We start from the raw sequence: 11,726 nt of genomic DNA, 5'->3' as shown, positions 1-11,726 counted from the left end.
GTGACCGCCGAAGGGGTGGAAACCACAGCGCAGATCGATCTGCTGCGCGCCGTCCACTGCACCGAGTTGCAAGGGTTTCTGCTCGGCCGGCCTGTACCCGCAAGCGCCATCACCCGTCTCATTCGCCGGCAGCGGAAAACAACCTCCAGCGCCGCTTAGACGTCTTTAAGGAGTGACCGTCCGCTGCGCGCCTGGGGGTCAGGCGCCGCCTCGAGAATAGCAGCGGCCGCGCACGGATTCCGCAAAAGGAAAGGGTTCTTTTTTGAAAAAAAAGAACCAAAAAACTTTTATCCGTTGCACGCTGCCACGCCAGGACAGACTTATCCCGCCCGGCTGGCCGCTGCCAAAACCGCCTCGACATCGCCATCGGAAGGAATGCCAAGCAAGTGATGCGCGTGCCAGAGGGCATAAAACAGCAAGCTCCACGTCATCTGGCCGTCACCCGTGGCAAAGACCGCTGCCACCGCCTCGCGGCGGGCAAAGGCGGCAATGCCGGGGCTGGCCGCGACCAGGGGCGCGAGGCGCGCACCCCGCGCTGCGATCCAGCGCGACATTGGCGGCTTGAAGCCGCGTTTGCGGGCAAACGGCCGCGCTTGCGGCAAGCGTTCGGCGAGCCAGCGTCGCAGCAGCAATTTGCCGAGCCGCCAGCTCACCTTGCTGGCGTCAGGGAGGGCAAAGGCGAAAGCGGCGACGTCGGGGTCGATGAACGGCGTCCTCCCCTCGACGCCATGCGCCATCAGGCAGCGATCGAGCTTGATCAGCAAATCATTGGGCAGCCACTCGGCGCAATCGAGCGCCTGGAGCGCTTGCAGCGGATTGCGCCCTGCCGCTTCGCGCCGCTCGGCGGCGGTGAACCCGTCACGCCAACCGGAGAGATCAAGACCGGGGATGCCGTCGAGCACGCCACGCTGGCGCGCCGGGCGCTGAAAAAACCGCCAAGGGGCAACGGCGCGGCGATAGCGGCCATAGCCAGCGAACATCTCGTCGCCGCCCTCGCCGCACAGCGTCACCTTGAGCTGGCCCCCGGCGGCGCGGCCGAGAAACCAGGTGGGCAGGGCAGCGGCGTCGGTGGTCGGGTCGTCGAGGCAGGCGGCGATACGCGGCGCGGCAGACCAGAAATCGGCTTCCGTCATGACGATGCGCTCGGCCCGGGCGCCGACCGCGCGGGCAACCGCCAGCGCCGCCTCGCTCTCGTCATCGGCGTCGGCCCCGTCATAGCCGATGGTGATCGCCTGCACCCGCTCGCCGCTGGTCCGGTGCATGAGCCAGAGCAGGCTTGCGCTATCGATCCCGCCGGAGAGAAAGAGGCCATAGGGCACGTCTGAGCGCAGATGCAGGGCGACACTCTCGCCGAGCACGCGATCAAGGTCGGCCAGCGTCGCGGCGCGGATCACCGGCCGCGCCGGCAGCCGTGCCGAGTGCCGGCGCGCGACGATTTGCCCCGCCTCGATCACCAGCGTCTCGCCTGGCAGAACGCGGCGAATTCCGGGGAAGATGGTCGCGGCCCCGGTGGTGAATTTGAGCTGCAGCAATTCCGCCCGCCGGGCCGGATCGATCTCGGCGCGCACGAGGCCGGCGCGGAGCAGCGCTTGCGGTTCGGAGGCGAAAGCGAACCCGGCGGCGGTCTCGACATAGTAAAGCGGCTTGATGCCGAACGGATCGCGCGCGAGGATGAGCCGCCCAGCACTCGGATCATAGAGCGCCAACGCATACATGCCACGCAAATGGGCGGCGAAATCGAGACCGTGCGCGGCATAGAGAAAGAGAATCGGCTCGCAATCCGAATGGGTGCGAAACGGCGTCGCGGGCATCGCCGCGCGCAAGGCGGGGTCGTTATAAATCTCGCCGTTGGCGACGAGCACGAGGCCATCGGGGCCAAAGAGCGGCTGGTCGCCGGTTTCAAGATCGATAATCGCGAGGCGACGATGGACGAGGGCGACGGGGCCGGCGACATGGCGCCCCTCCCCGTCCGGGCCGCGATGGCCAAGCGCTGCCGCGAGCGCATCCAGAACCTCGGGGTCTGGCTTGCGCCCGTCGCGCCTCATCACGCCCGCGATCCCGCACATACCCCTCTCCGCTGCCGTCTCGCGGCGGGGTATACCGCGCTTGCGCGCCCATCGCCAGGACGTGCTAGGAAGCGCCCTGATCATGCGGATTTTGTTCGTGACCTCGAACCGGGTGGGCGATGCGGTGCTCTCGACCGGGCTTCTCGATCATTTGCTCAAGACGTACCCTGCGGCGAATTTCACCGTCGCCTGCGGGCCGGCGGCGGCGGAGCTGTTTTTCCGCATGCCGCGCTGCGAGCAGGTGATCGCTTTCGAAAAGCGCCGCTTCGGCCGCCACTGGCTCGGGCTCTGGGCGAAACTCGTGGGACGGGTCTGGGATCTGGTGGTCGATAATCGCGGCTCGGCGCTCGGCTATTGCCTCGCCGCCCGCGCCCGCGCCGGCCTTCGCCATCGGGATGGGCCGAAAATCGCCGAGATCGGCGCCATTCTCGGCCTCGACCCGCCGCCGCTGCCGGTCGTCTGGACGGCGCCGGCGGACGACGCCAAGGCCGCCACCCTGCTGGCACCGGGCGCGCCGGTGATCGCGCTCGCACCGACCGCCAATTGGTCAGGCAAGATCTGGCCGGCCGAGCGTTTCGCAGCACTTTTTCGTGCCCTCGCGACAACCACGCTCCCCGGTGCCCGCGCCGCCGTGTTCGCCGGCCCCGGCGCCGCCGAACGGGCGCTTGCCGCGCCCCTTCTCGCGCAGCTTCCCGACGCCATCGATCTTTGCGGCCGCCTCACCCTCTATGAAGCGGCCGCCTGTCTCGCTCGTGCAGCACTTTTCATCGGCAATGACAGTGGCCTCATGCATCTCGCCGCCGCCGCCGGCGCGCCGACGCTCGGCCTATTCGGCCCGACCTCCGCCGCGATCTATGCGCCCGCCGGTCGCCGTGCCGCCGCCGTCATCGCGCCGGCGCCGCGGATGGACGCGCTTGCGGTCGCCCATGTCCATGACGCGGCGCGGTCACTGCTCGCCGGCGAGATCGTGGCGTGAGCGAAGGGCACGGCGCGGGGCATGTACGGGTCGCTCACGTCATCGCCGGCGCCGCGATGGGAGGTGCTGAGCTGTTTTTCGAGCGGCTCTGTCTCGCCCAGCACGCCGCCGGCGACGCGGTGCTGCCGGTCGTCAAGCGCGATGCGGCGCGCGCGGCGCGGCTTGCGGCTGGCGGGCTGGCGCCGGTCGAACTCGATTTCGGCCATATCGTCGATGTCTGGACCAAATGGCGCCTCGCCCGCCATCTTCGCCGCTTTGCGCCCCGCGTCGTGGTGAGTTGGATGAGCCGCGCCACCAGCCATACCCCGCGCGGCGATTACGTCCTGCTCGGGCGGCTCGGGGGGTTTTATAATCTCGCCCATTTCCGCCATTGCGACCATCTGATCGGCAACACTCGTGGCCTCGTCGCCTGGATGCGCGCCCGCGGCTGGCCGCAAGCGCGGACACATTATCTCCCGAACTTCGTCGCCGACCAGTCGGGCGGGATTCCGGCGGCTTTCGCGGGCGACGGTGCGCTGTTGCTCGGGCTCGGCCGGCTGCATACCGAAAAGGGCTTCGACATCGTGCTGCGTGCTTTGCCGGCCTTGCCCGGCGTGCGGCTGGTGCTCGCCGGCGACGGGCCGGAGCGCGGGGCACTGATGCGGCTCACGGCGGGGCTCGGCGTCAGCGAACGGGTGGTCTTCGCCGGCTGGCGGCAGGATATCGCCGCCTTGCTGGCCGCGGCCGATGTGCTGGTCTGCCCTTCGCGCTGCGAGCCGCTCGGCAATGTCATTCTGGAGGCGTGGTCGGCGGCGCGGCCGGTGGTCGCGAGCGCGGTCGAGGGGCCGAGCGAGCTGATCACCGATGGCGTTGACGGGGCGCTGTTTCCTTCGGAAAACCCGGAGGCTCTGGCGCGGGTGCTGGCGGCCCTTCTGGCGGCGCCCGAGCGCGCACGCGCCATGGCCGCGGCCGGGCGGCAACGCTTCCTCGACGAATTCGCCCAACAAGCGGTGCTGCGCCAATGGCGGGATTTCCTGAGAACGGTCGAGCGGTGACGATGCAGCTTTTTTTCCCCCAGCGCCTTTGCATGGCGACGATCACGGCATTGCGCGTGCCCGGCCGGCTTTCCCGGCTGGAACGCGCCGCCTCGCTTGCGACGCTTTTGGTGCCGGTTTTCATGGTTCATGGCCGGGTGATCGGCGAGGCGTTGATGATCGCGATCGCGGTCGCGCTGCTCTTGCGTAGCGCGGCGCTCGGCGAATTTGCCTGGCTGCGGCGGCCATGGATGGTGATCGGCCTCCTCTGGTGGGGCTGGCTCGTGCTCTGTTCGCTGCCACGCCCGGATTTTGGGGGAGGCCGGCTTGGCGGGATTGAACATGGTGGGATTGGGGCAAGCGTGCAGGCGCTGCTCGTCATCCGCTTTCTGCTCTTCGTCGCCGCCCTCGAAACCTTTGCCCTGAGAGAGTCCTGGGCGCGGCGCGCATTGTCGGGGATTTTGAGCTTGGCTGCGCTTTACATCGCCGTGCAATCCGTTTGGCAGTTCGCGACCGGCACGAATTTCTTCGGCGAGCCGCGCGGCGGTGATGGCGAATTGACCGGCCCTTATGACAAGCCGCGCGCCGGCGGGCAGTTTTCGCTCCTCCTCTATCCCGTGCTGCTGCCGCCAGTCGCCGCCCTCCTTGGCCGCGCGGGGTACCTCGCGCGCCTCGCCGGCGCCGCGCTCGGCCTTCTCGGGATCGCCGTGATGGTGCTGATCGGCCAGCGCATGCCGCTGATTTTGGCGCTATTCGGTCTTGTGATGTCCGGGCTGCTGCTGCCGCGGCTGCGATTTTGGGTGGCGATCGCGCTGCTTGCCGCCGTTGCCCTGATCGGCGCATCAAGGATTGTCTCGCCGCCCACCTATTACCGGCTGGTCACCAAATTCTCCGACCAGATGGAGCATTTTCCAGAAAGCCCCTACGGCGTGATCTATGCTCGCGCGCGGGCGATGATTGCGGAAAATCCGCTCACCGGGCTCGGTTTCGATGGCTTCCGCCATTATTGCGGCGAAGCGCGCTATTTCCATGGCTGGCGTTGGCCGGCGGATCCCGCCGATGACGGCGGCGGCCTCGGCGGCTGTCAAATGCACCCGCATAATCTCTATCTCGAAGCCGCGACCAATGCGGGCTTCCCCGGTCTTGCGCTGTTTACGGGGCTCGCGCTCGCCTGGCTCGGTTCGCTCGGGCGTGGTCTCTGGCGCACGCCGGAGCCACGACGGGCCGGGCTGTTCGTTGCGGTTTTGGTCTATCTCTGGCCGATCGCCTCGACCAGTTCCTTCACCGCGATGCCGCTTTCGGGATTTTTCTTCGTCTTGCTCGGCTTTGGCTTGGCGCTGGCGCGCGAGGCAAGAAAAAACCCGGGGGAAATGTCCCCCGGGCTCTCTCACGTGTAACGACCCGAGGAGATCAGAGCGAGATCTGATCGCCGACGGGAAGGCTCCGGATGCGCTTTTGCGTCGCGGCGAAGATCGCGTTGCAGAACGCCGGCGCAAACGGCGCCGTCGCCGGCTCGCCAACGCCAGACGACGGCACATCCCAGCCATTCGGCACGATATAGACATGGGTCGCACGCGGCGCCTCGTCGATCCGCACCACCGGGTAGTCGTTGAAATTGCCTTGCTGCGGCACGCCGTTCTTGAACGTGACGGCCGAGTGCTTGGCGACGGTGAGCCCCATGATCGCCGCCCCTTCGATCTGCGAGACGATACGCTCGGGATTGACGAAGAAGCCGCAATCGATCGCGGTATCGACGCGGGGCACACTGATATTGCCCTTTTCGTCCACCGCGACCTCGACGACGGTCGCGACATAGCTCAGGAAGCAGCGCTGCACCGCGATTCCCATGCCGTGGCCGGCAGGCAAATTGCGGCCCCAGCCGGCTTTCTCGGCAACCAGTTCGACGACACCGCGCAGCCGCCCGGTATCGATCGGGTAGGTCTCGAACGGGTCGCCGTAGTTCCAGAGATCAACCGTGGTTTTGCGCGGATCGACGATGCGCGGCGCGCCGATCAGCTCGAGCAGCATCTCCTTCGGGTCGCGGCCGAGTTCATGGGCGAGTTCGGCAACGAAGCACTGCGTCGCGAAGGTATTGGTCACGTTCCGCACCGAGCGGAACCAGCCGATGCGGCTATGCGCCGCCGCCTCGCCGACCTCGCAGCGGATATTGGCGATCTCGAACGGCAGATCGACCTGGCCCATGCTGTATTCCAGCGGTTGCTGGTATTTCGGATCGGGCATGAAGGTGGAAAACAGGCTCGGCGCGACGTTGCGATGGCGCCAGCCGATCACCTTGTTATTGGCATCCAGCGCCGCCTCGATCCGCTCCACTGCCGGGGCGTGATAGAAATCATGCTGGATGTCGTCTTCGCGCGTCCACTGCACCCGCACCGGAGCATTCAGCGCCTGCGACAGCAATGCCGCCTCGAGCGCGAAATCGCATTTCGATTTGCGCCCGAACGCGCCGCCGAGCAGCGTCACGTTCACCTTCACTTTGTCATAGGGAAGGCCGAGGGTTTTGCAGAGATCGTCATGCGTGCCACCGGGGCTTTGCACCGGCGCCCAGACTTCCGCCATGCCGTCCCGCACCCAGGCGGTTGCGACCGGTGGCTCCATCGGCGCATGGGCGAATTGCGGCACGTAATATTCCGCCGAAATCACCTTGGCCGCCGATTTCATCGCGGCATCGATATCGCCCTCGTTGCGCACCGTCTTGCCCGGCTTGCGCGAGGTCGCCAGCATTTCCTCGCGGAATTTGTCAGAGTCATAGACCGCATGCGGGCTTTCCGTCCAAACCACCTTGAGCGCGTCGCGCCCCTTGATCGCCATGCCGGTATTGCGCGCGATCACCGCGACGCCGCCGAGCGGCTGGAATTTGGCCGGCCAGTCCCAGCCCTTGACCTCCATCACCTTCTCGACACCGGGAAGTTTCAGCGCCGCCGACGCATCGAAGGATTTCACCTTGCTGCCGAGTACCGGCGGGCGAAGGATCACCGCATATTTCATACCCGGGAGACGAACATCGGCGCCATAGGTCGCGGTGCCGGTGGTGATGCCGAAGAGATCGACGATCGGCACCGAACCGGTGCCGATATAGCGGAACGAATTCGGATCCTTGAGGCGGATCTGATCGGGCGCCGGCGTCGGCAACGCCGCTGCCTCTGCCGCCAATTCGCCGAAGCCGAAGCTACGCCCGGAATGGCGATGCACGACCTCGTGGTTGATCGCCTCGACCTCGCTGACATCGACGCCGAGCCGTTTCGCCGCCGCCATTTCCAGCATCAGCCGCGCGGCCGCACCACATTGGCGCATCGGTTGGACGAAGTGGCGCAGACTGCGCGAGCCGTCCGTGTCCTGATTGCCGTATTTGACCTCGTCGCCCGGCGCCTGCACGACGCGGCAGCGGCTCCAATCGGCGCTCATCTCATCGGCGACGACCATGGGCAGGCTGGTTTTCGACCCCGTACCCATTTCCGAGCGATGCGCGACGATGGTAACGATGCCGTCCTTGTCGATAGCGACGAAGACATGCGGGTCAGAGACGGTGCCATGCGGCATCGCATCCGCCCCGGTCTTCCAGGCGGCCATGGCGCCGCGTGGCAGCGCGCTCGCGGCGACGATCAGGCTGCCGGAAGCGACGACGCCCTTGAGCCAGGCGCGGCGGCTAACATTCTCGACCGCGAGTGCGGTTTCATTTTTGCCGATATGGGTCATATCACACTCCCGTCGCGGCGATGCGAACCGCGGCTTCGATGCGCTGGTAACAGCCGCAACGGCAGATATTGCCGGCCATCGCGGTGTGGATCTGCGCATCGGTCGGGTTCGGAGTTTGCTTGAGCAGGGCTGCGGCCTGCATGATCTGCCCGGCTTGGCAGAAGCCGCATTGCGGCACGTTGACGGCGCGCCAGGCGCGCTGCACCGGGTGGTTGCCGTGCGGGTCGAGTCCCTCGATGGTGACCACCGATTTGCCGGCGGCGTCCGCCATTTGCACGGCGCACGAACGCACCGCCTCGCCGTTGACATGCACGGTGCAGGCGCCGCAGAGGGCCTCGCCGCAGCCGAATTTCGTGCCGGGCAGCCCGGCTTCGTCTCTCAGGAACCAGAGCAGGGGCAAAGACGGATCGCCGTCATATTTGTGCTCCTGTCCGTTCACTCTCAGCGTGATCATGGGCCAATTTCCTTGACGCTGTGAAAACAATACCCGCCCGCTCAGGGCGACGATCCTCCCGGATCCCGTTTTCGGTTGTTGGGTCTTGCGCACGATGCGAAGAGGTAACCAAGCCTGTGCGAGACGTCCCGCTTGACCCGGATGAAAGGCGACGGTGCTCTCTGACCTGACGCCGCCCGGGCGATTAACGCCTGGGCTGTTCCTTCCTGGCCGCGCGCTCCTTCTCGCGGAACCACTCTTCTCGGATAGTATTCAACGCCACTGGCTGTGATCTGTCAATCACCATTGCCAATCATCGCAATCGGCATCGCAAAAATTCTGAAACGTTTTCGACAGGGATGTCGGCTTGATTGGATATATTTATTTATATATTACGAGTCACGGCCCTCGCCATTACCCTTGCAGCGCCACGACATCGGCACGCCCGTGATGTTACGATCTCAGCCGCGTTCTACTCAGTGCCAGTCTACTCGGTGCCAGTGACATTTGCGATCAGCGGCAGCGAAACCATCGAGAGATCGCTGTCGCCCTGGATGTAGCCCACCCGGAAGACGCCGTTGATCGGATGGCTGCCGGGTTTGGTCGGCGTCACGCCGATATCGAACACCAGACTGTCATTCTCGAGGTGGCCACGCACCATTTTTTCATCGAAGGTGACCCCGTCATCGGCCGAGGAAAACCGGGCGATACGGTTCTCGTACCCCTTCAAGATCCGAAAGCCCGCTTTCGGCCGTAAAATCGCGTGCATCACCGCATGTGTGCCAACCTTGGCAGTGACATTCTCGACCGAAACGCGATACGCCGGGCTTTCCGCAAGCAAAAACGACGGCTCTTCCGCGCGCGCGCGTGCCGGAAGCCCTGGCGCCGCGCCAAACGTCAAAGCCAGCGCGGCGAACGCAAAGCGCCGAACGAGAGCGGTGCGGAATGCCGTCGCGGGATCATCAAATACCATTATGGATCATCCTTAAAAGCGGCGGGTAAGACCATGAAAACCAACCGCCACGATGGGCGGTTGGTCTTTGCCTGGTTGGTGTGCGCTGGGCGCCTAACAAGGGATCGGCGCGTTTACTTGCTCAACGCGTAAACCCAAACCACGCCACCCTGCGGCACGTCTGCCTGCCAGCCGAGCAGTTCGCTGAGCAAAGTCTCCTGATAGGCGGCGTCGACGCCATAGCCCGATTGCACCGCGACATATTGCACGCCGTTGACCTCATAGCTCGCCGGCGGCGCGATGATCGCCGAGTTGGTGCGCGAATGCCAGAGTTCCTCGCCGGTGGTCGCGTCATAGGCGCGGAACTCGCGGTCATTGGTGCCACCGCCGAAGACGAGATTGCCGCCGGTCGAAAGCAGCGAGCCCCACATCATCGAATGCGCGTAAAGCTGGCGCCAGCCGGGCGCGCCGGTATTGACGTCATAGGTCTTGATCTCGCCATAGAACGGCGCTTTCGGGTCGACGCTGAAGTGGAAATCGGGGACAGCAACCCCGGTCCACCACTGGCCAGGCACGCGCTCCTCGACTTTGCCTTCGAACTTGTTGCAATGGTTTTCGTTCGACGGAATATAGACCATGCCGGTTTTGGGACTGTAGGATTCATACGGCCAATCCTTGCCACCCCAGAGACCGGGGCAGAATTGCGCCATTTTTCCGGTGCCCGGCTTGTGGTCCATGTCGATCACCGGGCGGCCCGTCTTCGCGTCGACGCTTTTGAAGACGTTTTGCATCACATAAGGCTGGGCCTTGAGGAAGCCGATGCCGCCATCGGATTTGCGTTGCAGCCAATAGAGATAACCATTCCGCTGCGGCGAGAGCAGGCCGTTGACGGTCGCGCCATCTTTCTGGAAATCGACCAGCATCGGCGCGTTCATCGCATCCCAATCCCAGTCCTCATTCTGCTGGTATTGGAAATACCCTTTGAGCTTGCCGGTCGCGCCATCGAGCGCGAGCGTCGAAGACGTATAGAGATTATCGCCCGGCCGTTGATCGCCAAACCAGGGCGAGCCATTGCCAGTGCCCCAGAACACCGTATCCGTCGTCGGATCATAATTGCCGGTCATCCAGGTGCTGGCGCCGCCGGTCTTCCAAGTGTCGGGCTTTTCCCAGGTGTTGCTGCCGGGCTCGCCGGGAGCGGGGATTGAGTAGGTTTTCCAGACCGATTTGCCGCTATCGGCATCGAACGCCTCGACGAAGCCGCGCACCCCGAATTCGCCGCCGGCGACGCCGACCAGGATCTTACCCTTCACCACCAAGGGCGCCATCGTCATGTAATAGCCGGTCTTCCAGTCCTCGACCTTGGTTTCCCAAGCCACCTTGCCGGTGCGGGCATCGAGCGCGACCAGAACCGCATCCAGCCCGGCGAGATAAACCCGATCACCATAAAGCGCGACGCCGCGATTGGTGTTGTGCAGCGCGCTGAAGCCCTCGGGGAGCTTGCGTTTGTAGCGCCAGAGTTCATCGCCGGTTGCGGCGTCAAGCGCGATCACCTGGGCATAGGGCGTCGAGACGAACATCACCCCGTTATTGACGATCGGCGGCGATTCATGGCCGGAATCGACACCGGTGGAAAACGTCCACACCGGCGTCAGGCCGCGAACATTGCTGCTATTGACCTGATCGAGCGGGCTATAGCTCCAGCCCTGATAATTGCCGCGCGTCATCAGCCAGTTTTGCGGCTCGGGATTGGTGAGCCTGGCATCGGTGACCGGCGTGTAATCGGCGCCGTGCGCGAGGCCGGCGAGACCGATCGCCAGCGTCGCGGCAAGGCAGGTGCTCGACAGTAATTTTTGCATCTTGGCGTCTCCCTTTTGGTTTTGTTCGGCACGCATGATGTCCGCGCCGCGTTTGCGGCGGGACCAACGCTTAGGCGGTCTCACCCCCGAGCCGCTCCGAAAATCCGGCGGCGACGACGGGAATTCCAGCATCGAGTTTTAGCGGCAAAGCGGGCAACGCGCGTGGCGCCGGACCAAAGACCAGCTTCGCGCCGTCACGCGGATCGTAGGTCGATCCGTGGCAGGAGCAGACCATCATCTTTTTCTCGTCCGACCAGGCATTCACCGGGCAGCCCTGATGGGTGCAGACGGCGGAATAGGCGACGACCTCGCCAGCGGCGTTGGCCCGCGTCGCCGGGCTCATTTCCTTAGGATCGAGGCGGATGACGATCAACAGATTGAGCCGTGACCCATCGCGCAGGACACCGTCCGGGCTTTGCGGATAGGCTTGGACTTGCGGCCCGCCGAGCGGCAGATCCTCGGGCTTGATGATCTGCCCCTTTTTCGCGCCGGTGAGAAACACCAGCCGGTCGCCAGGCTGCGGATGCAATTCGCTCGGATCATCGGCGCGAGCCGGCCGCGCGAGCCAAGGCGCCAAAGCCACCGGGGTCAAAGCAGCGCCAACACCAAGGACACGCCTGCGCCCCCAGCACGTTTCTCCCCGGCATGTTTCGCTATCGCTGATGTTCTTGTCGTTGCTATCGTCACGTCCCGTCACGTCTCGCCCCCGCCTGCGT

At 65.0% G+C, this 11,726-nt stretch carries 9 protein-coding genes; 3 read left to right on the top strand and 6 right to left on the bottom strand.

Annotated features, from left to right (window positions below; genetic code table 11):
- Positions 1 to 320 precede the first annotated feature (320 nt).
- On the bottom strand, positions 321 to 2,066 hold the full coding sequence (gene asnB, locus ACP5M5_RS13620) for an asparagine synthase (glutamine-hydrolyzing) (protein WP_427938226.1): 1,746 nt from the start codon (positions 2,064 to 2,066) through the stop codon (positions 321 to 323).
- Positions 2,067 to 2,148: 82 nt separating this feature from the next.
- On the opposite strand from asnB, the gene ACP5M5_RS13615 reads away from it, so the two are divergent.
- From ACP5M5_RS13615 to ACP5M5_RS13605, 3 genes are read left to right on the top strand one after another with little or no spacing between them, the layout of a single operon-like run.
- A complete protein-coding gene (locus ACP5M5_RS13615) occupies positions 2,149 to 3,042 on the top strand; it encodes a glycosyltransferase family 9 protein (RefSeq protein WP_427938224.1) in 894 nt (297 codons plus the stop codon).
- Positions 3,039 to 4,076, top strand: coding sequence for a glycosyltransferase (locus ACP5M5_RS13610; RefSeq protein WP_427938221.1), 1,038 nt, complete (start codon positions 3,039 to 3,041; stop codon positions 4,074 to 4,076). The genes ACP5M5_RS13615 and ACP5M5_RS13610 overlap by 4 nt, the downstream gene beginning before the upstream one ends.
- Positions 4,077 to 4,108: 32 nt before the next feature.
- Positions 4,109 to 5,452, top strand: a complete 1,344-nt coding sequence (locus ACP5M5_RS13605) for an O-antigen ligase family protein (protein ID WP_427938218.1) — start codon at positions 4,109 to 4,111, stop codon at positions 5,450 to 5,452.
- Between the two features lie 13 nt (positions 5,453 to 5,465).
- Here ACP5M5_RS13605 and ACP5M5_RS13600 read toward each other — a convergent pair whose 3' ends face one another.
- The 5 genes from ACP5M5_RS13600 to ACP5M5_RS13580 all read right to left on the bottom strand — a co-directional run bounded on the left by ACP5M5_RS13600 (position 5,466) and on the right by ACP5M5_RS13580 (position 11,593).
- Positions 5,466 to 7,769 (bottom strand): molybdopterin cofactor-binding domain-containing protein, encoded by a 2,304-nt coding sequence (locus ACP5M5_RS13600; protein ID WP_427938215.1) that lies wholly within the window; start codon positions 7,767 to 7,769, stop codon positions 5,466 to 5,468.
- A gap of 1 nt (position 7,770) precedes the next feature.
- Positions 7,771 to 8,223: a (2Fe-2S)-binding protein gene (locus ACP5M5_RS13595; protein ID WP_427938213.1), complete on the bottom strand. Its 453-nt coding sequence runs from the start codon at positions 8,221 to 8,223 to the stop codon at positions 7,771 to 7,773.
- Between the two features lie 466 nt (positions 8,224 to 8,689).
- Complete coding sequence (locus ACP5M5_RS13590; protein ID WP_427938211.1) at positions 8,690 to 9,175, bottom strand: hypothetical protein; 486 nt, start codon at positions 9,173 to 9,175, stop codon at positions 8,690 to 8,692.
- A gap of 113 nt (positions 9,176 to 9,288) precedes the next feature.
- A complete protein-coding gene (locus ACP5M5_RS13585; protein WP_427938209.1) occupies positions 9,289 to 11,010 on the bottom strand; it encodes a PQQ-dependent dehydrogenase, methanol/ethanol family in 1,722 nt (573 codons plus the stop codon).
- A gap of 70 nt (positions 11,011 to 11,080) precedes the next feature.
- On the bottom strand, positions 11,081 to 11,593 hold the full coding sequence (locus tag ACP5M5_RS13580; protein ID WP_427938228.1) for a ubiquinol-cytochrome c reductase iron-sulfur subunit: 513 nt from the start codon (positions 11,591 to 11,593) through the stop codon (positions 11,081 to 11,083).
- Positions 11,594 to 11,726: the final 133 nt, after the last annotated feature.

This window comes from Acidibrevibacterium sp., from assembly GCF_049965395.1.
Taxonomy (GTDB): domain Bacteria; phylum Pseudomonadota; class Alphaproteobacteria; order Acetobacterales; family Acetobacteraceae; genus Acidibrevibacterium; species Acidibrevibacterium fodinaquatile.
The sequence above is the reverse complement of the archived record's forward strand: the minus strand, read 5'-3'. Positions and strand labels throughout refer to the sequence as shown.